Source organism: Paenibacillus sp. Cedars (assembly GCF_003184205.1).
GTDB lineage: Bacteria > Bacillota > Bacilli > Paenibacillales > Paenibacillaceae > Paenibacillus_AQ > Paenibacillus_AQ glucanolyticus.
Genome location: NZ_CP020866.1, coordinates 3402773 through 3425017, shown reverse-complemented (window position 1 = coordinate 3425017; position 22245 = coordinate 3402773). Strand labels below are relative to the sequence as shown.

The 22245-nt window shown below is 50.9% G+C and carries 19 protein-coding genes; 17 read left to right on the top strand and 2 right to left on the bottom strand.

The genetic code is table 11. From position 1 onward, the window contains the following. Positions 1-83: 83 nt before the first annotated feature. Positions 84-653 (bottom strand): beta-class carbonic anhydrase, encoded by a 570-nt coding sequence (locus B9D94_RS17290; protein ID WP_006209629.1) that lies wholly within the window; start codon positions 651-653, stop codon positions 84-86. A 30-nt stretch (positions 654-683) separates the two neighbouring features. Continuing rightward, positions 684-1022, bottom strand: coding sequence for an iron-sulfur cluster biosynthesis family protein (locus tag B9D94_RS17285; RefSeq protein WP_036637526.1), 339 nt, complete (start codon positions 1020-1022; stop codon positions 684-686). 129 nt (positions 1023-1151) lie between these two features. Between B9D94_RS17285 and B9D94_RS17280 the strand changes: the two genes are divergently transcribed. From B9D94_RS17280 to hflX, 17 genes are all read left to right on the top strand, one after another. Next, positions 1152-2669 (top strand): carboxypeptidase M32, encoded by a 1518-nt coding sequence (locus B9D94_RS17280; protein ID WP_006209631.1) that lies wholly within the window; start codon positions 1152-1154, stop codon positions 2667-2669. A 183-nt stretch (positions 2670-2852) separates the two neighbouring features. After that, positions 2853-3857 (top strand): ABC transporter substrate-binding protein, encoded by a 1005-nt coding sequence (locus B9D94_RS17275; protein WP_148247587.1) that lies wholly within the window; start codon positions 2853-2855, stop codon positions 3855-3857. 40 nt (positions 3858-3897) lie between these two features. Further along, entirely contained in the window at positions 3898-4671 is a 774-nt protein-coding gene (locus B9D94_RS17270; protein ID WP_036637528.1) for an ABC transporter ATP-binding protein, read from the top strand. A gap of 5 nt (positions 4672-4676) precedes the next feature. Next, entirely contained in the window at positions 4677-5510 is an 834-nt protein-coding gene (locus B9D94_RS17265; RefSeq protein ID WP_006209634.1) for an ABC transporter permease, read from the top strand. Positions 5511-5611: 101 nt separating this feature from the next. Beyond that, entirely contained in the window at positions 5612-6592 is a 981-nt protein-coding gene (locus tag B9D94_RS17260; protein ID WP_006209635.1) for an aromatic acid exporter family protein, read from the top strand. 128 nt (positions 6593-6720) lie between these two features. Beyond that, positions 6721-7287 carry an outer spore coat protein CotE gene (locus B9D94_RS17255; RefSeq protein WP_006209636.1) on the top strand — a complete coding sequence of 189 codons (567 nt, stop codon included), beginning with the start codon at positions 6721-6723 and terminating at the stop codon, positions 7285-7287. 107 nt (positions 7288-7394) lie between these two features. Then, on the top strand, positions 7395-8651 hold the full coding sequence (locus tag B9D94_RS17250) for a putative amidoligase domain-containing protein (protein ID WP_148247586.1): 1257 nt from the start codon (positions 7395-7397) through the stop codon (positions 8649-8651). 61 nt (positions 8652-8712) lie between these two features. After that, positions 8713-11487, top strand: coding sequence for a DNA mismatch repair protein MutS (gene mutS, locus B9D94_RS17245; RefSeq protein ID WP_148247585.1), 2775 nt, complete (start codon positions 8713-8715; stop codon positions 11485-11487). A 38-nt stretch (positions 11488-11525) separates the two neighbouring features. Beyond that, positions 11526-13508, top strand: a complete 1983-nt coding sequence (mutL, locus tag B9D94_RS17240) for a DNA mismatch repair endonuclease MutL (protein WP_148247584.1) — start codon at positions 11526-11528, stop codon at positions 13506-13508. A 17-nt stretch (positions 13509-13525) separates the two neighbouring features. Beyond that, on the top strand, positions 13526-14305 hold the full coding sequence (locus B9D94_RS17235) for a class I SAM-dependent methyltransferase (protein WP_036637537.1): 780 nt from the start codon (positions 13526-13528) through the stop codon (positions 14303-14305). Continuing rightward, positions 14295-15242: a tRNA (adenosine(37)-N6)-dimethylallyltransferase MiaA gene (gene miaA / locus B9D94_RS17230; protein WP_148247583.1), complete on the top strand. Its 948-nt coding sequence runs from the start codon at positions 14295-14297 to the stop codon at positions 15240-15242. Before B9D94_RS17235 ends, miaA begins: the two co-directional genes overlap by 11 nt. A 52-nt stretch (positions 15243-15294) precedes the next feature. Beyond that, positions 15295-15534, top strand: a complete 240-nt coding sequence (gene hfq, locus B9D94_RS17225; RefSeq protein ID WP_006209643.1) for an RNA chaperone Hfq — start codon at positions 15295-15297, stop codon at positions 15532-15534. Between the two features lie 180 nt (positions 15535-15714). Next, a complete protein-coding gene (locus tag B9D94_RS17220) occupies positions 15715-18375 on the top strand; it encodes a PBP1A family penicillin-binding protein (protein ID WP_063479249.1) in 2661 nt (886 codons plus the stop codon). Between the two features lie 102 nt (positions 18376-18477). Beyond that, the gene (locus tag B9D94_RS17215; RefSeq protein ID WP_006209645.1) at positions 18478-19035 is read left to right on the top strand and encodes a ribonuclease FAU-1 family protein; all 558 of its coding nucleotides are present in this window, start codon (positions 18478-18480) and stop codon (positions 19033-19035) included. Beyond that, positions 19035-19688 (top strand): YdcF family protein, encoded by a 654-nt coding sequence (locus B9D94_RS17210; protein ID WP_148247582.1) that lies wholly within the window; start codon positions 19035-19037, stop codon positions 19686-19688. Before B9D94_RS17215 ends, B9D94_RS17210 begins: the two co-directional genes overlap by 1 nt. An 82-nt stretch (positions 19689-19770) precedes the next feature. Further along, entirely contained in the window at positions 19771-20754 is a 984-nt protein-coding gene (locus tag B9D94_RS17205) for an AAA family ATPase (RefSeq protein ID WP_006209647.1), read from the top strand. 122 nt (positions 20755-20876) lie between these two features. Next, positions 20877-22166 carry a GTPase HflX gene (hflX, locus tag B9D94_RS17200; protein WP_148247581.1) on the top strand — a complete coding sequence of 430 codons (1290 nt, stop codon included), beginning with the start codon at positions 20877-20879 and terminating at the stop codon, positions 22164-22166. The last annotated feature ends 79 nt before the right edge of the window (positions 22167-22245 follow it).

Sequence of the window (22245 nt, the reverse complement as noted above, 5' to 3'; positions counted from 1 at the left end):
TCTTTCTCTCTGCTTTTGGTAAAATTGTGACTAAAAAAGCACAAACGCCTCAGCGCTTGTGCTCCAATTTGACTTTGAATGATTTATTTGTTCTCGTAACCTTCGACTACCAGATCAAGCGCGCCTGTGTTAGGGTCGATAACCATGCCGTGAACGGGTACGTTTGGCGGAAGCAGCGGGTGTTTTTTGATCAAGTCAACGGTGTTTTTTACGCCGTCTGTAATGTTATCGAAACCGCGAAGCCATTTGGACAAGCGGATGCCGGAATTTTCAAGCGTGGAGAGAACTTCATCCGAGATCCCGCGGTCTCTCATATGCTGGATCATATCCTCGGCGTTCAGGGAAGCCATGCCGCATTCATAGTGGCCTACTACGATTACTTCTTCCGCGTGAAGCTCGTACAGTGCAACCATAACGCTCCGCATCACACTGCCGAAAGGCTGAGAGATGATAGCGCCGGCGTTTTTAATGATTTTGACATCGCCATTCTTGAAATTCATTGCTTTTGGAAGCAGTTCGACGAGCCGTGTATCCATGCAGGTGATGATGACGAGTTTTTTCTCAGGAAAACGACCGGTCAGATAGGATTCGTATTCTTTGTTCTCTACAAAGCTGCGGTTGTGTTCCAAAATGCTGTTTAGGTGTTGTTCCATGGATATTCTCTCCTTCGTTTCGATCGTCGTTTATAGTTGTTGCACTCGGGTATCTATAATCTGAATATTGGTGCCGTAATGTTGTCCGCTGCTGTCAAGGCGGAAGGAGCACACGCCGGGATCGGCGTCAAGCTTCATCTTGTCCTCGAAGAAAATTTCCTGCCGACGGTTTACAATAAAAGGCACAGGGCTTCCCGTATCTACAGTGATATCATCCACTGTAGGCTCATCTACAATTCGCAGGCTTGGAACGCCGTTGACGGCACATCCGCATCCCTCCGTGTCATAGATCAGCCTGATGGTGCCTGGCTTGTCCCCAAGTTTATCCTTCAGCTTCTGCTCGGCTTGGGGGGTGAGTTGAATAATCAAGGCATCCTGACACTCCTTTATATGTAGAATGTTATTTATTCTTTCTGGAAGTTGATTATATACCTTGTAAAAAGTATCATCAATAGAGTATAAAAGATTCCTATCACTAAAAAAAGAAGGTGAGCCCGTATGGCAGTACAACATTCACAGCAATGGGAACAATTTGATCGATTGGTTCGCAAAATCATGAGCTACTACGAAGCTATAGGCCTACTTCATTGGGATTTACGGACAGGTGCTCCCCGCAAAGGAACCGAAATTCGTTCCGAAACGATCGGGGTTCTATCTACAGAAGCATTTAAACTGCAAATCTCGGAGGAGATGGGACAGCTTCTGTCTTTTTTTGCCGAGCCGGAACAGGCAGAGCAGTTGGATGATCGCAAACGCCGCATGATCGCGGAAGTGCGTAAAATGTACGACCAGAGCAAATCCATTCCACCTGAACGCTTCCAGGAATATTCCATTCTTGCCGCCCAATCGGAAACGAAGTGGGAGGAAGCGAAGAAGAATAGTGATTTCGAAGGTTTCGAGCCATACTTAACCAAAATCGTAGCGTTCAAGCAGGAGTTTATCGAATATTGGGGCGTGAAGGATACCCGATACGATACACTGCTTGATATGTACGAGCCGGATCTGACGGTGGAGAAGGTGGATGCCATCTTCGAACGTCTGAAAGCGCGTCTGGTGCCGCTGGTCCATGCAATCCAGGAGTCTTCCTTCAAGCCGGAAACAGCTTTCTTGAAACAGCTGTTCCCAAAGGAACAGCAGGAGAAATTCAGCTTGTTTCTGCTGGAGCAAATGGGTTATGACTTTGAAGCAGGACGCCTGGATGAGAGTGTGCATCCATTTGCGACGGGTCTCAATCCTGGCGATGTGCGCATTACGACCATGTATCTTCCGGATGACGTGCTCAGTGCGGTATTCAGCTCCTTGCACGAGGGCGGGCATGCACTATATGAGCAAAATATCGACAAGACACTGGCAGGCACGCCGCTCTCCGGCGGCACCTCCATGGGCATTCATGAGTCCCAATCCCGTCTTTGGGAGAATATGATTGGCCGGAGCCGCCCGTTCTGGCGTCGTTATTTTGCGGACCTCCAGCAGTACTTCCCTGAGCAATTAAAGGAAGTGGACGTTGAGCAATTCTATCTGGCTGCGAACAAGGTAGAGAACTCTTTGATTCGTATTGAGGCAGACGAACTGACATATAACCTGCACATCATCATTCGCTACGAGATCGAGAAAATGCTCTTTAACGAAGGATTGGCTGTGAAGGATCTTCCGGAAACCTGGAACGCGAAGTATAAGGAATACCTCGGCATTATGCCGACAAACGATGGAATGGGCGTGCTGCAGGATGTTCACTGGTCCGGCGGTGATTTCGGATATTTTGCATCCTATTCGCTGGGTAACATGTATGCTGCCCAAATGCTTCACACGATGCGTAAAGAGCTGCCGAACCTTGACCAGTTGATTGAAGAGGGGAATTTGGCTCCAATCAAAGAATGGCTGACAGACAAGGTTTACAAGTACGGCAAGAGCGAGAAACCTTCCGAGATTATTGTGAGAATCACAGGAGAAGAGCTGAACCCGGACTATCTGGCGGATTATCTGGAAGAGAAATATAAAGAGATTTATAAGCTTTAATGGATGAGACGCAGCCCTTGTGGCTGCGTTTTTTTCTTTTACATAGGAAAAGCTCATTTGGTATTTTATCTTCTCCGCACATAGGGTACAGCGGCATGAGTGACACTGCCAGGCGTTTAACCTTTGGGCAGACGCATGCATATGTTGAAAAGAAAAGTTTGTTCAAGGGAATGGAGGGTTACCATGAAGCTTCAAAAATGGTGGGGGCTGGCGTTATCGATGCTGCTTGTTTGCGGAGTAGCGCTTGCCGGGTGCGGTGGCGGTGGATCGGCTACAAAAGTCAAGATTGGCGAAGTGACACGTTCGATCTTCTATGCGCCGCAGTATGTCGCGTTGGAGAAAGGATTTTTCAAGGAAGAGGGGCTTGATGTGGAGCTGCAGACGACCCCGGGCGGTGACAAAACTATGACGGCCTTGCTGTCAGGAGCTATCGATGTGGCGCTAGTCGGCTCCGAAACCTCGATTTACGTCTATCAGCAGGGCTCTGAGGATCCTGTCATTAACTTCGGTCAGCTGACACAGACGGATGGCACATTCCTGATGGCCCGGGACGGATCAGGCGCGTTTGATTGGAACAACGTGAAGGGTAAGGTATTCCTGGGCCAGCGCAAGGGCGGAATGCCGCAGATGGCAGGCGAGTTCACATTGAACAAAAAAGGGATTGACCCGCACGGTGATCTCGAGCTGATTCAGAACATTGATTTTGCCAATATCGCATCAGCCTATGCTTCCGGTACGGGTGAGTTTGTGCAGCTCTTTGAGCCGCAAGCCTCCATCTTCGAAAAAGAAGGCCGGGGTAAGGTGGTAGCTTCCTTCGGCGTGGAAAGCGGACATCTGCCTTATACGGTGTTCATGACCAAGCAGAGTTATATCGACAAACATGACGCAACGGTTCAGAAGTTTACCAATGCCCTCTACAAGGCACAGCAATGGGTGGATGCCAACACTCCTGAGGATATTGCTGATGCCATCATGCCTTATTTCAAGGATAGCGACCGGGATATCGTCGTTTCTTCTGTTAAACGGTACAAAGAGCAGGGGAGCTACGCAACCGATCCGATCGTGGATGATGCAGAATGGAACAATCTGCTGGACGTGATGGATCAAGCCGGCGAACTGAAAGAGCGGGTAGCTCCTGAGAAGATCGTTAACAACACGTTTGCCGAGAAAGCGAAGTTAGCGAAATAATGACGTACTCCTGATCCATAGAACGAAAGGAGAGAGCACCATGGTACCGGTAGTTGAATTGAATGATATCGCTCACGTATATGTCACCGATCGGGAAGCCTCTCTGGCTGTGGAAGGAATTCACTTGAAGGTGGAGCCCGGCGAATTTGTCAGCCTGGTTGGACCTAGCGGTTGTGGCAAGACGACCATATTGTCTGTCATTGCCGGCCTGCTGCAGCCGTCCAAAGGAGCCGCTTACGTGAATGGCGATCCGATATACGGGCCGTCACCGGAGGTGGGATACATGCTGCAGCAGGACTATTTATTTCCGTGGCGGACCATTATGGATAACGCCTTGATTGGTTTGGAATTGACGGAACGATTGAATCCGGAGAGCCGCAGCGCCGTGCAGAATCTGCTCAGGGAGATGGGGCTTGGCGACAGCGGCAATCTGTATCCGTCACAACTCTCAGGCGGGATGAGACAGCGGGTCGCACTCGTTAGGACCTTGGCAACGGATCCCGGTCTGCTTCTGCTCGATGAGCCATTCTCCGCATTGGATTATCAGACGAAGCTGCAGCTCGAGGATTTGATTGTGGAGACTTTGAAAGAGCGGGGAAAGACCGCCATTCTGGTGACCCATGACCTGTCGGAGGCCATTGCGATGAGCGATCGGGTCATTCTCTTAAACCGCAATCCCGGGCGGATTCACCGGTTATTTGATATTCCGGAGAACATCCGACGGGCGCAGCCTTTTTTTGCCCGCAAGGAGCCGGGCTTTAATGAATTGTTTCATGAGATTTGGGGCGAAATGCAAACCATCGGGAAGGAGTGAAGCCTATGACAACAAGGCATGAGCCTTCTGCTTCTTCTTCGAAGGGCTGGCTCCAGGATATCTATGTTAAGCACACAAAGAAGAAGAAAAGCATCCGGAATCGGGTACTGGCGGTCCAGCTTAGCTTGCTGCTGCTGTTTTTTATCTGGTGGGAAGCGGCTGGAAGATGGAAGTGGATTGACGTGCTTTTATTCAGCTACCCGTCCAAAATCTTCTCTAATATATGGGGCAACATGGTTAGCGGCGAGTTGTGGGGGCATCTGGGGATCACGGTTGGAGAGACGGTTGTCGGGTTCCTGCTGGGCACGCTTGTCGGCACGCTGCTGGCTGTCTTGATCTGGTGGTCACCGTTTCTTAATAAGGTTCTGGACCCTTACATGGTTGTGTTCAACAGCATGCCGAAAGTGGCGCTGGGTCCTATCTTTATTGTCATGTTCGGCGCCGGCTTTACCGCTATCGTGATCACTACATTATCCATTACGGTCATTGTGACCACCCTTGTGGTATACAACAGCTTTAATGAGGTGGATTCCAATCTGATCAAGGTTGTCCGTACTTTCGGCGGCACCAAGCGTCAGGTCTTTCAGCGTGTCATTCTGCCGGCATCCTATCCGGCCATCGTGTCTACACTGAAGGTCAATGTGGGCATGGCATGGGTCGGTGTCATAGTCGGTGAATTCCTGGTTGCGAAATCGGGTCTTGGTTATCTGATCATGTACGGCTTTCAGGTATTCAACTTTACGCTCGTCCTATCAAGCCTTCTCATTATCGCTGTCGTGGCCACGGCCATGTATCAAATCGTTGTATATATAGAAAGAAAATTGTTAACTCATCGTTAAAGCGCCTTGTCTTGGGCAGGTTCCCTGTATGGTTGTCTATGGCATGAAAATAGGCTAGGATGAAGTAAAACCATCACAATCGCCTGGAGGCTCTTCATCACATGGGATTTCGTGTCATCAAAACGGCCGCGGCAAGCCTGCTTGCCATTTTAATTACAGATGCCTTAAATATACCGGGGGCTACGTCCGCCGGTCTTCTTGCTATACTCGGCGTGGACGTCACGCGCAAACGGAGTGTGCGCTCCATATCATCCAGGTTCTTTGCTTCGCTGCTGGGACTGCTGCTGGCGTGCATTCTTTTTTATTTTCTCGGCTTTCATTACTGGGTTCTGGCACTCTACATACTTCTCGCATTCCCTGCGATTTCAAAAGCGAATTTCAAGGAAGGAATCGTTACCAGCTCCGTCGTGGTGTTTCGAGTGTTTCAGGGCGAAGAGATTGGCTTCGACATTCTCCTTACTCAGGTTGAGTTACTAATTATCGGCCTTGGGTCAGCGATGCTGGTGAACTTGGTGTACATGCCAAACAGTGAGGGAGCGATGATGGAGATCCGCCGCAGGGTGGACGGGCTCTTCTCTGTCATTTTCAATCATTTCTCGCTCACGCTGAGAGACCCTGAACATATATGGGACGGTAAAGAACTGATTGAGGCCAATCGGCAGATCGAGCGGGGAATAGAAGAAGCGAAGCGGGCATCGGAGAATCAGATGATTCATCCGGACGGCTCTTGGAACATATATTTCTATATGCGGAAGGAACAGATGGAGAACATCCAGAGCATGATGCATCAGATATCGCAGGTGTACGAGCGTCTTCCTCACGGGGTGCTGACCGCTGAAATTTTCGATCAATTAAGCAAGGATGTTGTTGCTGAAGGATATACGGGCAAGTCCGAAGGTCTGCTGATTGAGCTGGAAGACCGGTTCAAGGAAATGGATCTCCCGACCACCCGCGAGGAATTCGAGGTCAGATCCGCGATTCTGCAGCTCTGCCATGAGCTGGAATACTATTTGAATATATCGAAGAAGTATAAGGCACCCACGGCAAAAAAACCGCAGAAGCGTGCGGATTCGGCCCCGTAGCTCAGGGTTTTTCAAAAAAAAATCTGATATTTTTAGCATCATATGAATTTATTTGGACCACTTCATTCAACATTCGCCCATCTCGTGCATACACATGTATGGAATGATTGTATGGAGGAGGTTCGAAGATGTCATTGAGTCATAAACACCAATGTAGAGAAATCATCACGAAGGCGATCTGCGGCAAGGGTCGTAAGTTCTCTACCGTAACACATACCGTGACTCCGCCTAATAATCCGACCAGTATTTTGGGGGCCTGGATTATAAACCATCAATACGAGGCGGTTGCCGCCGGAGACGGAATTGAAGTTATTGGTACTTACGATGTTAACATCTGGTATTCCTATGACAAAAATTCGCAGACCGACGTGGCGAAAGAAACGGTGTCGTATGTAGAACGCGTGCCTCTTTCCTATCTGGATCCGAAGCATCGCGCAGCAACGGTGGAGGTGTCGGCAGAAGCGACACAGGAGCCGAGCTGCGTCGAAGCCAGCGTATCCTCGAATGGCACGAGTGTCATCCTGCGGGTAGAGAGAGAGTATGCGGTGGAACTGGTGGCCGAAACCAAGGTCGTTGTAAAAGTATGCACCAACCACCATGGTGACTACGAAGACAAAGAGTTCGACTACGCCCTGGGAGACGATGTCGATGATTACGAAGACCTTGATTACGAAGGTCTGGAGGATGAACTGTAAGTTACCCCTCCTGTAGGAATGATTATAATCTTAGCATATGCAGTGAGGGCAGCTTTGCGGAGGGCGGATGCCCTCTTTTTTATTTTTTTCGCGAGGGGGGCTAGGGGATGACTAAATCCATGGTAAAACCAGCTGCTGCAAAGGGTTATATTCCAATCAATGGGGCAAATGCGATCCTGGCACAGGCACGTATGATCAGGTCCGGCATTCCTTGCCAGTTGGGCATGGCTTCCGGGGAGGAGCACCGCTACACAGCCAAATACTCGGTTCATGTTCGGAAGCTGGCTGCAGCCTCGATCCGCCACCATCAGCTGGGAGGCAGCGAGGTATTGTATGAGCCTGATCCCGAGAATGGGAGATACGAAGACGGTCTGCACCGGAGACTGGAGAAAGCGGCACTGCGTTCGCTGTATACGCTGGGTGTGGATGAAGGAGAGGTCATCATTACGGCCCGGCCCGGGCGGAGATACGTGGTTGAGAGTGTTCGAATAAAGGGGGGACGGAATAAAGCGGTTATGAGTGCCAAGGGCGGCCCGATGGAAGGGGGCAATACGCTTAACGAGACCGAAGACGCTCCAATCACTCCATCGCTGCTGATCGGAATGGATCCGGAGTTTGTGCTGATGCAGGACAACGGGCAAATCGTGTTTGCTTCCGAGTTCATGGCACGTGGCGGGGAAGTCGGCAGTGATGCCGTGCGTTTTCGGGGGGAGGTCGTTTACCCCATTGCCGAATTAAGGCCGTCACCCAAAGCAGATCCTAAGGAATTGCTTCACGAAATGCAAAAAGCGCTGCGCACCGCTCAAACGATGATTCTGGATCGTTCGCTGACATGGAGAGCAGGTGCTCTGCCTTGCGGGGACTTCCCGCTTGGTGGGCATATTCATTTCAGCGGTGTTCCGCTGTCATTGTCACTGCTTCAGACGCTGGATAATTATCTGGCACTGCCGCTGGCGCTGCTGGAAGATCCCAAAGGGCGCCATCGCAGACCCCGATACGGTTTCCTGGGAGATTTCCGGAGGCAGCCGTATGGCGGTTTTGAGTACCGAACGCTTCCCAGCTTTCTCGTCTCCCCCCTCGTGGCGAAGGTATCGCTGTATCTCGCCTATCTGATCGCCCGATACAGCGACCGGCTGCTCGCAAGGCCCCTGAATACCGAACGATACCACCGGGCCTATTACGACGGGGATAAGACCGTGCTCAAAGAGTGTATAGCGGGGTGGCACCGGGATCTGTCCGCACTGCCGGAGTATAAGGACTATGCCCGTGAAATTGAGCTTGCTCTTGTGCATATCGAGGCGGGGCGAACCTGGGATGAGAGCAGGGATATCAGACCGCTGTGGAATATTCCCGTTAAGCCTTGATGCCTTGAGGTCAATTTCTGTTATAATAGAGGCCAAGCTAGAAAAGGCATGGAGGTACGTCATGGCTAAATATACGCCGATGATTGAACAATATTTAAATGTGAAGGAACAAGCGAAGGATGCGTTTCTTTTTTTCCGCTTAGGCGATTTTTATGAAATGTTTTTTGATGATGCGATCCTCGCGTCGAAGGAACTGGAGATTACACTAACCGGCCGCGAAGGCGGTGGCACCGAGAAAATACCGATGTGCGGAGTGCCGTATCATTCAGCCGAAGGGTATATCCAGCGGTTGATTGAAAAAGGGTACAAAGTCGCCATCTGTGAGCAGATGGAGGATGCCTCCGTCACCAAAGGCATGGTGCGCCGGGAAATCGTCCGGGTCGTAACGCCGGGAACGATCATGGACGGCAAGGTTGTTCACGACAAATCGAACAACTATATGGTGTGTGTCACAGAAGCGGGCGGATTGATGTCTTTATCCGCATGCGACTTGTCGACCGGCGAGCTCTATGTGACCTCGGTTCCATGGTCGGAGGAGTGGCTCCGGGACGAGATTGGCCTCTATGAGCCTTCCGAGATTATCGGTGACGCAGCGCTGCTTGAGATCATCTCTTCACAGTCGCTTCCCGGCAGCCGGAATATCGTATATACGGCGTGGGATCGAAGAGAGGATGCGTTGGTTCGAACCCAATTCGGGGAGCCCGCCTGGGCTCGTCTGGAAGAGGAACGCAGAGCCTGCGTATCTCTGCTGATCTCGTATTTAAGCGAGACGCAGAAGCGGTCACTAGGGCAGCTGACGCAGATTGCTTCCTATGAACCGGGACAGTACATGGTCCTGGATCCATTCACAAGACGCAATCTGGAGCTGGTCGAGACGGTGCGTGAGCGTTCGAAGAAGGGTTCGCTCCTGTGGCTTCTGGACCGAACGGAGACCTCGATGGGGGCAAGGCTCCTGCGGCGGAGAATCGATAAACCGCTGTTGTCCCGAAGCCGGATCGAAGAGCGGCTGGAGGCTGTGGAACATCTCTATAACCAGTACATACTGCGAGAAGATTTGCGGATGGCGCTTAAAGAGATTTACGATCTGGAACGGCTGGTAGGCCGGATTGCGTTTGGCAGTGCGAATGGTCGGGATTTGAATGCGCTCAAGCTGTCGCTGAGACAAATTCCTTCCCTGAAAGAGCTGTGTGCTCAATCTCCTTCCGAAACCCTCCGGCGTGTAGCCGCGGATACGGATATTTGCGACGATCTGTGCGAGCTGATCGAGGACGCCATTGTGGATGAGCCGCCGGTGTCCGTACGTGATGGAGGGATTATCAAGCCGGGATATCACGAGCGCCTGGACGAATTCCGTGAGGCAAGCACCAGCGGCAAACGCTGGATCGCAGAGCTGGAAGCCAAGGAACGCGCGGCTACAGGAATCAAATCCCTGAAGATCGGCTACAACAAGGTGTTTGGCTACTTCATCGAGGTAACCAAGTCCAATCTGTCTTCCCTGCCGGAAGGCCGGTATGAGCGGAAGCAGACGCTCGCCAATGCGGAACGATATGTTACACCGGAGCTGAAGGAGAAGGAAGGTTTGATCCTGGAGGCCCAGGAGAAGATGGTGGACCTTGAATATGCCCTCTTTACCGAGCTTAGGGACAAGCTGAATACACAAGTGAGCCGATTGCAGAAGCTTGCCGAGCGAATCGCGGAAATCGACGTTTACCAATCGCTGGCTGCGGTCAGTGCAGAGTACCGGTTCGTGAAGCCTGAGCTGAGCGACGGGTATGATTACATCGTTGAAGGCGGACGCCATCCTGTTGTTGAATCGGTCATGAAGGATTCTGCATTTATTGCGAATGGCACGGATTTGCGTAAGGACGGCTCCTCTATCATGCTTATTACCGGTCCGAATATGGCTGGAAAAAGCACATATATGCGCCAGGTTGCCTTATTGTCAATCCTGGCCCAGCTCGGCTGCTTTGTTCCGGCAGAGCGCGCGGTTATCCCGCTGGTAGACCGGATCTTTACCCGCATCGGAGCAGCGGACGACTTAATTGGAGGCCAGAGCACCTTTATGGTCGAAATGGCAGATATTCAGGTCATGACGGAAAAAGCAACGCCTCGCAGTCTGATTATCATTGATGAACTGGGACGCGGGACGTCAACAAGCGAAGGCATGGCCATTGCACAAGCCGTCATTGAATATGTGCATGATCATATCGGATGCAAGGCGCTTGTATCCACGCATTTCCATGAGCTGGCTCATCTTCAGGAAAGTCTTGGCGGCCTTAAGAACTATTCCATGGCCGTTCAGGAGAGCGGAGATAAGGTTCATTTTCTCCGCAAGCTGATCCCGGGGGCAGCAGACAGCAGCTATGGTATTTATTGCGCCAGATTGGCAGGTCTGCCCGGCAGCATCATTGACCGTGCTTATGGCCTGCTGCAGGGCTTGGAGCAGGCTTCGCTGGCTGCTGTGGCTTCGGAGCATGGGGCGGCATTGCAGCGGGAAGAGACCGCTTCAGCCTCTTTGGCTGCCGAGGGTACCGATGGAGCAGTAATGGCAAGGGAGCAGCGTGAAGATGCGTTCCCGTATACCCCTCGCGACCTGAGCCATGGAGAACGGAAGGGGGGTGTGGTACAGCTCTCTATTTTTGGAGAAGACGAAGTGCCTGATCCGAGAACGGCGAAGGTTGGCAAGGATGGACATGCCATGGCGCCGGAAGCTGTACAAACTCCTGCGATCAGAGGTATTATCGATGCGGTGAAGGGTGCAGACGTGATGAATATGACACCTCTTCAGGCCATGCAGTTCTTGAATGATCTGAAGATCCAGGCGAAGGATATATAATTTTTGCATGGGATTGAAGTGAAACGGAGGTAGGAACAATGGGGATTATTCGTATTTTGGACGAGCATATCGCAAACCAAATTGCTGCCGGCGAGGTGGTGGAGCGGCCTGCCTCCGTTGTGAAGGAGCTTGTGGAGAATGCCATCGATGCCGGGAGCACCAAGATCGACGTTACGGTCGAAGAAGGCGGACTCGACAGCATTCGTGTCACGGATAACGGGGCAGGCATTGACCCGGAAGATTGCGAGACGGCTTTTTACCGCCATGCGACAAGCAAAATTACGGAAGGCCGGGATCTGTTTCAGATCACGAGCCTCGGATTCCGAGGCGAAGCCTTGCCGTCCATTGCCGCGGTATCCAAGGTACGGCTGGTGACGTCCAATGTTCAGGACGGCCGCGGCCGGAAGATCGAAATCGAAGGCGGCCATCTTCGTGTGAACGAAGAGACTGCTGCACCCAGGGGAACGGATTTCCTGGTGAAAGAATTGTTTTTTAACACGCCGGCAAGGCTGAAATATATGAAAACGATCCAGACGGAGCTTGGGCATATTTCCGATTACATGTATCGGTTGGCTCTTTCGCGGCCGGATATTGCTTTTACGCTTCAGCATAATGGAAACTCTCTGCTTCAAACGCTGGGTAATGGTGATGCTTTGCAAGTGATTGCGGCTATCTATGGCACCCAATCCGCTAAAGCCATGCTCGCGTTTGAAGCGGAGAATATGGATTACACACTCAGCGGATACATCAGCCGTCCGGATTACACCCGGGCTAACCGGAACGGCATGTCGCTGATCATCAATGGAAGATATGTCCGCAACTATGGCCTGATGCAGGCCATCTTAAGAGGGTATCACACGCTGCTGCCGATTAACCGGTTTCCGCTCATTGTCATTCAGCTGACCATGCATCCCTCATTGATTGATGTGAACGTGCATCCATCCAAGCTGGAAGTGCGGTTCAGCAAAGAACAGGAGCTGTTTGCATTTGTGGAGGAGGAGATCCGCAAGGTGCTGCAGCAGGAAATACTCATTCCCCGCCCTGCCAAACAAGCTATTGGCAAAAGCGAGCATGCCTTCATTCAGGAGCAGTTGCATTTTCCCAATGCGCAGGGTCGGGATGCGTCGGTAAGAAGCAGGGAAGACGGAGAGGCCCCGGCGGCACGAAGCGGTGATCAATCCGATCAAGGTATGACGTCCTTCCCGCCACATGGATCAGCGTGGCCCGAGAAGCGGGATCATTTACAGCCCGAATCCGGTATCAAGCGCTCTTACGGGGATGGGTCAGGCGGAACGCCAGCAACGGCTTCCATGCGGGAAACGGCTGCAGCCTCTTCCTATCGCAGCGAGTACCGTTATGAGAACAAGGGGAATGCCCATATTCCGTCTGTAACCAAGGAATGGCTTCAGGCTGCATCAGGGCCTGCCCCGGAAATCCCGCCATTTCCAGAACTTACATTGATCGGTCAGCACCACGGAACTTATCTGATTGCTCAGAATGATTCCGGGCTATATTTGATTGATCAGCATGCCGCCCATGAGCGGATTAACTACGAGTACTATTACGAGCAGTTCGGTAAGCCGGCTGACGCCTCACAGGAGCTGCTGCTGCCGATTACACTTGAATTCACACCATCGGAATCGGAAAAGGTGAAGCAGCGGCTGCACTGGTTTGAGAAGGTCGGCGTATATATGGAGTTTTTCGGCGGCCAAACCTTTCTGGTGCGTTCCCACCCGTTCTGGTTCCCCAAGGGTGACGAGAAAGCCATCATTGAAGAGATGGCTGAGTGGGTGCTGAGCGAACGAAATATTGATGTTGCGAAGCTGAGAGAGACCTCATCGATCATGTGCTCCTGCAAGGCCTCCATCAAAGCCAACCAGAAGCTGACCGAGCAGGAGGCCATGACATTGATTCAGCGTCTGGGCGCCTGTCGCCAGCCATACACCTGTCCGCATGGACGACCGATCGTGGTTTCATTCTCAGCTTATGATTTGGAGAAAATGTTTAAACGCGTCATGTAACAGCAAGGAGGACTTTCATGATCATTACAACTGGAGAAGCGGAAGCGCCGGACATTGTTAAACGTGCGATAAGCTTATCCCAGGAGACCGGGTGCCGATATGTTCAGCGCGGCGGTCATTCATTACGAAAATTAGCCCGCAGATTCGGAGACGACGACATTCTGGTCGTATTGAACGGACATGTGCGTCTCAGCGGACCGGGCGGCTCTGTCATGGAATTTCATCCGAGCATGGGATTTGTCAGATTGAAACGCGTGCTGCACGGCAATCCGGATCCTATGCTGGATGCTGCCGGTATGGCCGAAGGAGACTCTGTTCTCGATTGTACGGCCGGGCTTGGCGCTGACTCCTTGGTGTTCTCGGGCAAAGGCGGGGAGAACAGCCGGGTCACCGCATTGGAGAGCTCGCTGCCCTTGTATGCGCTGCTCAAAGAGGGCCTTCGGACCTATGAAAGTCATCTGGAGGCCAGTGATCAGGCCATGAGGAGAATCGAGGTACGGCACAGCCATCACTTAGACTACTTGAAATCGCTGCCGGATCGGAGCGTGGATATTGTCTATTTCGATCCGATGTTCCGCGAGCCGATCACAGATTCGGCATCCATCAATCCGCTTAGGCATTATGCGAATGGGGAACCGCTGGATGAGGAAAGTGTGAGAGAAGCGGTCAGGGTTGCACGAAAGACCGTTGTTCTGAAGGAAGCAAGGTACAGCGGAGAGTTTGAGCGGCTGGGCTTTTCTTTGCCTGAGCGGGGAAAATCGAAAATAACGTACGGAGTGATTTCCATTGACAGATGAATCAAAACCGAAACTGCTCGTTCTTATCGGACCGACAGCTGTAGGCAAAACCAAAATGAGCATTGAACTTGCTAAGGAATTTGGATGTGAGATTATATCCGGCGATTCGATGCAGGTATATCGGGGCATGGATATCGGCACTGCCAAAATCTCTGCGGATGAGATGGAAGGCATTCCCCATCATCTCATTGACATCCACGAGCCGGATCATCCCTATTCAGTGGCTGAATTTCAGGAGCAGAGCCGAAGATTGATAACCGAGATTGCTGGCCGGGACAAGCTTCCGTTCATCGTTGGTGGAACAGGGCTTTATGTGGAATCGGTATGCTATGGCTATCAGTTCAGCGAGACCGGGGCGGACGAGGCTTTTCGGGATGAGCAGTTCCGTTATGCAAACGAAAATGGTGCGGAAGCCCTTCACCGGAAACTTGCCGATGTAGACCCTGAAACAGCCGATCGGCTTCACCCTAATGACCTACGTCGGGTCGTTCGTGCACTGGAGGTATTCCACATGACAGGTATCCCGCTTTCAGCCCAGCTGGCCCCTCAAACCAAGCAGTCTCCCTATGACTTATGCTTGGTCGGTTTGACAATGGACAGGCAAATGCTATATAACCGTATTGAAGAGCGAATTGATCTTATGCTGAATCAGGGACTTGTTGATGAGGTGGCGGCGCTCATGGACAAAGGGTATGCTCCAGGGCTTGTATCCATGCAAGGGCTTGGTTACAAGGAGATTGTATCGCATCTTAACGGGGAGTTTAGCTACGAGGAAGCGGTGGTTCTGCTCAAGCGTGATACACGCCGGTTCGCTAAGCGGCAGCTGTCATGGTTTCGTCATATGAAAGACATCGAGTGGGTAGACGTCACCGACTCGGGAAATTTTTCTGCAAACTATCAAAAAATCCGTGCTATAATAGCAGGAAAGTTTCACTGAAATCTTGAATATATTTCAAAACAATCTAATTGAACCATTGGGGGTACGGCTAATGAACAAGTCCATTAACATCCAAGACACGTTCTTGAACCAACTGCGTAAAGAGAACATTCCGGCCACGGTATACCTGACAAACGGCTTTCAGATCCGTGGAACGATCAAAGCTTTTGACAATTTTACCATCGTGATTGACAGCGACGGCCGTCAGCAAATGGTGTACAAGCATGCCATCTCCACGTTCATGCCGCAGCGCAATGTGTCCCTGATGCAGGATAACAACAACGATCAATAGATTTTAGATTGATTCATAGAGAGCATAATCATACCATCCTGATTATTTTGAAACTTTTTTGTTTATAATTCGTTTAGTTATAAGGAGTGCAGAGAGCAACCTGAGAAGGTTGTTCTTTTCTTTCCGAGACTTGACGAGAGTCAGAGGCTTGATCCCGCAAGGGAGTAAGGAGGGGGACAAATGGCTGGAAAAGATAATCAGATGTCAAGGTTGAACAAAAACAAAGACAACTCGAAGACATCCAAAACCACCAAACCTAAATCGAAGAAGAAAAAAGGCAAAGGCAAACGAATTGCATGGGCGTTGTTTTTTACAGCCGTCATTGCGATCTTCTGCGCGCTTGCAGGTTACTTGTTCATCCTGATCAGCGGCGAGAAGCTGCTGGAGCAGAACCAGGATAAACTGACCGCTTACGGTACCTCCAAAGTGTATGACCGTAACGGCACCCTGATGGGTGAACTATCTATCCAGAAGAGTGACCCGGTCGAGTACAAAGATATTCCTGATTTATTAGTACAGGCATTCATTGCAACAGAAGATAAACGATTTATGGAGCATAACGGCGTGGATATGTGGTCGATCGGCCGTGCTGCGGTCAAGGATATCATGGCTCGATCCATGGTAGAGGGCGGAAGTACGATCACACAGCAGCTTGCAAAAAATATCTTCCTGACACGCGATAAAACATTTTTCCGCAAAGCGACGGAAATGTCGATCGCGCTCGCGCTTGAGCGTCAGCACAGCAAGGAAGAGATCATTGAGATGTATTTGAACCGAATTAACTTCGGTGGACCTTATTACGGCATTAAAGCGGCTTCCGAGCGGTATTTTGGGGAATCCGACTTGAACAATCTGGAATTGTGGGAAATGGCAACACTGGCGGCAATGCCGAAGGGGCCCTCCCGTTACAATCCGCTGAAGAACCCCGACCTCTCCAAAGAGCGTCGTGCTGTGGTGCTGACTCTGATGGAGCAGCAAGGGTACATTACGGCCGGTGAGGCTGAGGAAGCGAAAAAGGTGGATTATGATTATACACCGCCTGAAAGACAGCAGAAGTATACGGCGTTTATTGATTACGTCATGGAAGAGGCCGAAGAGAAGTGGGGCCTTACCGAGGATGATGTCAACATCGGAGGTTACCAGATTTATACCACCATGGATATCAATGCTCAGCAGGCTGTGGAGGAGGAGTTCAGCAACCCGGCTAACTTCGAAGAAAGCCCGGATGATGTACCTGTTGAAGGCTCTATGGTTATTATTAACCAAGAGACCGGCGGTATCGTTGCCATGGCCGGTGGGCGTGAGTATACGAGAGGCGGGTTCAGCCGGGCAACCGACAGCCGTCGCCAACCGGGCTCCGCGTTGAAGCCAATTGTGTCGTACGCACCTGCGCTGGAATCCGGGAATTTCACGAAAGATTCCAGGCTGAGCAATAAAAAGCAGTGCTTCGGCGGCAATTACTGTCCGAATAACCTGCATGGTTACTCGGAGACAATCAGTATGCCTGAAGCGATTCAGCGCTCCGAGAATATTCCGGCCGTCTGGCTGTTGAATCAGATTGGAGTTAAGACCGGTTTTGATTTTGCGCAGAGTTTGGGCATCAAAATGTCCGAGGGTGACGCGAATCTGTCCCTTGCACTGGGCGGAATGGATACCGGTACAAATACTTTTGAAATGGCCCAAGCGTTCAGTGCCTTCGCAAATGGCGGTGAGTTTAAAGAGGCCTTTGCGATCAAACAGATTAAAGATAACAAAGGTAAGGTTGTGCACGAGAACAAAGGAAGCAAAGGGAAGCGTGTAATGGAAGCTTCTACAGCTTCGCAAATGACAGACATGATGCGTCGCGTCGTTGATGAAGGAACGGGCAAGAACGCCCGGATCAGTCGTCCGGTAGCCGGTAAGACCGGAACCACGCAAAGTGGATACAAGGGTGTTAGCTCGAACCGTGATGTTTGGTTTGTCGGATACACACCGGAGTTAACCGCTGCTGTGTGGATGGGATACGATACGCCTGACCGACAGCATCTGCTGAAACGAAGCAGCTCGATCTCGGCTTCATTATGGGGCAAAGTGATGGAGAAGGCGGTTCAGGGTTATGAAGCGAAGAACTTCCCGAGCACCGAACCGCCACCGCCTCCAGTAGAAGAAACGACTTTAACCGCCGTCAGCGGACTGACCGGTTCGTATAATGGCGAGACACAAACCGTATCTCTGAGCTGGAATGCGGTTCAAGGCAGCAATATTCAGTATCACTTGTATCGTAAGGAAACATCCGAGGCGGAATACACCCGTATTCTCGATTCCTTGGGCGGAACCTCCATTGAAGATGTGAGCGCCATGGAAGGATTGACCTACGATTACTACGTGACTGCTTTTGATACTTCGACTGGCAAGGAGTCGGAACCTTCGAACGTTCTGCAGGTCGTCGCTGTTTCGGAGGAGCTGCCGCCCGAGGAAGTGGAACCACCTCCGGTAGATACCGAAGAACCGCCTCCGGTTGAGGATGGTGACAATGGAGCAGGGAACGAAGTGCCTCCGGGTAACGAAAACGGTAATGGCACTGGTCCTGGAGATACAGGCAATGGAAATGGCACTGGTGAAGGACCTGGCAGCGGAAACGGCAATGGAACGAATCCACCTCCTGACAATGGGACCGGAACGGGTCAAGACGGCCAGAACCCAGGCAATGGTTCTGATGGTTCAGGGGATGGCTCCAACAATGGAGGCAACGGCACAGGGGGAACCAACTCGGATACGGGCAATGTTTCTACGGTACCGGGGACCATTGTTGATCCATCGGATCCTGCGAATACACAGGATGCACCGCAAGAAAGCCCATAACCAAACAAGAAAGCCTCCGCTTGAATTGCGGGGGCTTCTTTGTTTTGAGTGTGAAACCCAAATGTGGTAAGCTGGGAATACGATATGGGGAGGAAAAGTTCCATGAAACGTAAATTCGGAGATCGGGCGAATTGGCGCCGTATCACCCGCCGACACTTCACTTCCCGGTATGTGGAATGTGAGCAATTTACAGGGTATCTCACGCTATATACCATATACGGCCTGAAAGAACCGTTGTGGAAGACGTATGGCCGTCATACCTACCGAATCGCGGACAAAGGTTATTCTTGGCTGCAGTATTATCCGAAGGACAGCCATTTCATCGTTACCGCCATGTTTGATGACAAGCGAAAGATCGTGCAATGGTACATTGATATTTGCAAGAAGCAAGGAGTAACCGATCAGGGTGTCCCTTGGTTTGACGATCTGTATCTGGACGTTGTGGTCGTCAAGAACGGTGAAGTGTTTTTGCTGGATGAAGATGAGCTTGAGGATGCCCTGCGCCGGAATGATATTACCCGGGATGATTACAGGCTTGCTAAGGTGACTGCAAGGAACCTTCTTCGGGCCATCGACGCACATGAATTTCCTTACTTTATGATGTCTCTGAAGCATCGTGACCAGTTATTTCATAACGGAGAATTTAGGAGGAAGAAATAATGCGTCAGGAAATACATAAGAATTTGCCGAGAGCGGGCACGAAGAAGAGAGCATGGCTTAGAAGAGGGATGTATGCCCTGCTCTCTCTCGTTGTTCTTGGGGTATTGTGGTCGGGTTATGCGTATTGGAAAATTGAAAGCGCAGAGAGCAGCCCGGCAGAGAAAGCGGACGTCGGCATCATTCTGGGTGCATCCATGTGGGGCGATCAGCCAAGCCCGGGACTGCGGGAACGGCTGGAGCAAGCATTGGTTGAATACAACGCAGGACGATTTGATACTTTTATCGTGTCAGGCGGTCTCGACAAGCCAGGGTATACGTATACCGAAGCCGAAGGGATGAGAAACTTCCTGGTGGAGGCCGGCGTACCTGAAGAGCGCATCTACTTGGAAAACGAAGCCACGAGCACCTATGAGAATTTGCTCTACAGTCAAGATATCATGGAGAACAACGGGTGGAAGACGGCCATAATAATTACGCATGATTATCATGGCACGAGGTCGATGGAGGTAGCAACCACTCTTGGTTATGATCATCCTTCTATGTCGCTGACGGAATCTACCGTTCTCCCCATGGTCAAACACAAGTCGAGAGAAGTGCTTGCTTACACGAAATGGACGGCTGATCGGCTGCTGATCGCAGTTGGTGTCCTATGAGGACGAAACTTCTAATAAGCAGGCTGTAAATAGAATACATTGGAATAGATAGTCAGCCCTTTGGATAAAGAGGTGAGGAGCAATGAACGGGCGTGTAACGGCCGCTAACGGCCGATCTGAAGGACGGCCATCCAGGCAGATTAATGTCGTGCTCCGCAGCGCGGAACCTCCGCTTGTCAGCAGCGTGGTTCCGGAACGCGAACCGGCCCCTTCGCCAAACCCTGTTTCCCAGCACAGTCTATTCCAGGAAATACAGAAAGAGCTGGATCAGCTAGTAGGTCTGGATCAAATCAAAGACCTGGTGTTCGAAATTTACGCTTTGCTTCAAGTGTCTCAGATGCGTTCAGAAGCAGGCTTATTAAGTGGCGGTCATGTATACCATATGATTTTTAAAGGAAATCCCGGTACCGGCAAAACGACTGTCGCGCGCATCGTTGCGAAGCTGTTCCAGAAGATGGGCGTGCTGAGCAAAGGACATCTGGTTGAAGTAGAAAGAGCGGATCTTGTCGGCGAATATATCGGCCATACTGCTCAAAAGACCAGAGAACTGGTCAAGAAAGCACTGGGAGGAATCCTGTTTATTGACGAGGCATACAGCTTGGCACGAGGCGGCGAGAAGGATTTTGGCAAGGAAGCGATCGATACCCTTGTAAAGTCAATGGAGGATCACAAGAATCAATTTATTCTGATATTGGCAGGATACAGTGATGAGATCGATTTTTTTATGGATACGAATCCTGGACTGCATTCCCGGTTTCCGATACAGATGGACTTTCCGGATTACAACATGGATCAGTTGATTCAGATTTCAGAGCTGATGGCAAAGGAGCGGGATTATATTTTGATGCCGCAGTCGCTCAGCAAGCTGAAGGATCATCTGCAATCTGAGAAGGATCATGGACTCCATGCCTTCAGTAATGCCCGTTATGTGAGGAATGTGATCGAGAAGTCCATTCGCAATCAATCGGTTCGGCTGCTGAACCAATATGTGACCGGGAATCCCGGCAAGCTGGAGCTTATGACACTAAGGCCGGAGGACTTTAAGTTAAACGGAAAATTACAATGATTTTAAACCTGTCTTCGAACATAATGAAGGGGTAACACCGCTTCCTGATCATCATCATGTTTATTGCAGGCAGCCGTGGTTAGTTAACATAAGAGACGTAATCGTTAGAAGGAGTTGGATATATGACTAATACAACGCATGATACCCGGACAGAGATCGAAGATAGGGCTATACTGGTCAGCTTGGTGACGGATAAGGTTAAACGTTCGGGAATCAATCCCGAATATTCTTTGCAGGAGCTGGTTCAGCTCGCTGAAACGGCTGGAGTTGAGGTGCTGGATGTGATCACCCAGAATCGCGAAGTCCCGGACTCCAAATGGTTTATCGGTAAGGGAAAAGTTGAAGAACTTCGCATGGCGATTGATGGATTGGGCGCAACCACCGCGATATTCGATCAAGAGTTATCCGGTGCGCAAGTACGGAATTTGGAAGAATCCCTCGATGTGAAGATTATCGATCGGACTCAATTGATTCTGGATATTTTCGCCCAGCGCGCCAAGACGCGTGAGGGGATTGTTCAGGTGGAGCTGGCTCAGCTTACGTATCTGCTCCCGCGGTTGTCGGGACATGGCAAGAATCTGTCAAGGCTCGGAGCGGGGATCGGGACACGCGGACCGGGCGAGAGCAAACTCGAAACCGACCGCAGGCATATTCGCGACAGAATCAGTGACCTGAAGCGGCAGCTGGATGAGATGACAAGGCACCGGAGTCTGCACCGGGAGCGCCGCAAGAAGAGTGGCGCCGTACAGGTAGCCTTGGTCGGCTATACGAATGCCGGCAAATCGACACTGCTGAATCGTTTAACGGCCGCAGACGTGTATATCGAAGATCAGCTGTTTGCTACGCTGGATCCGACCTCGCGTGCACTCGAACTGCCAAGCGGCAAAGAAGTGGTCCTTACGGATACCGTAGGATTCATTCAGAATCTTCCACATGATCTCGTTGCGGCATTCCGTGCGACGCTGGAAGAAGCCAATGAAGCGGATCTGATCCTTCATGTTGTGGATTCCTCCTCACCTATGCGAGATGAGCAGATGGCTGTGGTTCATTCTATTCTGCAGGACCTGGGAGCAGCGGATAAACCGCAGATCGTTCTTTTTAACAAGAAGGATGCGTGTGAGCCGGAGCAGTTGGAGATGCTGCCGACCGGGGAGGGGCAATTAAAGATTAGTGCTTATAATGATCAGGACCTGGACACGGTCCGTGAAGCGATCCAGAACCAGCTGTCGGGTGGGAATGTGACGTTTCGTATTCCCGCTGACCGGGGCGATCTGAACTCGGCTGTATACCGTATCGGAGACGTGCTGGAGCAGTCTTTTGATGAGAATGATATCCTCTACGAGGTTCGAATTAATAAAGCTGATTACGAGAAGATGGGTTATGTGCTTCATGATTACGTTCAGCAGCAGTAATGGAGATACAACAGCGTGAATTAAAGATGAAGTGTTAAGATGTGAGACATCATGTGTAATAGAGGAGAGAGCGGTTTGT

Coding starts and splice junctions, on each gene's coding strand:
- B9D94_RS17290 (WP_006209629.1), bottom strand. CDS start 653: ATGGAACAACACCTAAACAGCATTTTGGAACACAACCGCAGCTTTGTA.
- B9D94_RS17280 (WP_006209631.1), top strand. CDS start 1,152: ATGGCAGTACAACATTCACAGCAATGGGAACAATTTGATCGATTGGTT.
- B9D94_RS17275 (WP_148247587.1), top strand. CDS start 2,853: ATGAAGCTTCAAAAATGGTGGGGGCTGGCGTTATCGATGCTGCTTGTT.
- B9D94_RS17270 (WP_036637528.1), top strand. CDS start 3,898: ATGGTACCGGTAGTTGAATTGAATGATATCGCTCACGTATATGTCACC.
- B9D94_RS17265 (WP_006209634.1), top strand. CDS start 4,677: ATGACAACAAGGCATGAGCCTTCTGCTTCTTCTTCGAAGGGCTGGCTC.
- B9D94_RS17260 (WP_006209635.1), top strand. CDS start 5,612: ATGGGATTTCGTGTCATCAAAACGGCCGCGGCAAGCCTGCTTGCCATT.
- B9D94_RS17255 (WP_006209636.1), top strand. CDS start 6,721: ATGTCATTGAGTCATAAACACCAATGTAGAGAAATCATCACGAAGGCG.
- B9D94_RS17250 (WP_148247586.1), top strand. CDS start 7,395: ATGACTAAATCCATGGTAAAACCAGCTGCTGCAAAGGGTTATATTCCA.
- mutS (WP_148247585.1), top strand. CDS start 8,713: ATGGCTAAATATACGCCGATGATTGAACAATATTTAAATGTGAAGGAA.
- mutL (WP_148247584.1), top strand. CDS start 11,526: ATGGGGATTATTCGTATTTTGGACGAGCATATCGCAAACCAAATTGCT.
- B9D94_RS17235 (WP_036637537.1), top strand. CDS start 13,526: ATGATCATTACAACTGGAGAAGCGGAAGCGCCGGACATTGTTAAACGT.
- hfq (WP_006209643.1), top strand. CDS start 15,295: ATGAACAAGTCCATTAACATCCAAGACACGTTCTTGAACCAACTGCGT.
- B9D94_RS17220 (WP_063479249.1), top strand. CDS start 15,715: ATGGCTGGAAAAGATAATCAGATGTCAAGGTTGAACAAAAACAAAGAC.
- B9D94_RS17215 (WP_006209645.1), top strand. CDS start 18,478: ATGAAACGTAAATTCGGAGATCGGGCGAATTGGCGCCGTATCACCCGC.
- B9D94_RS17210 (WP_148247582.1), top strand. CDS start 19,035: ATGCGTCAGGAAATACATAAGAATTTGCCGAGAGCGGGCACGAAGAAG.
- B9D94_RS17205 (WP_006209647.1), top strand. CDS start 19,771: ATGAACGGGCGTGTAACGGCCGCTAACGGCCGATCTGAAGGACGGCCA.
- hflX (WP_148247581.1), top strand. CDS start 20,877: ATGACTAATACAACGCATGATACCCGGACAGAGATCGAAGATAGGGCT.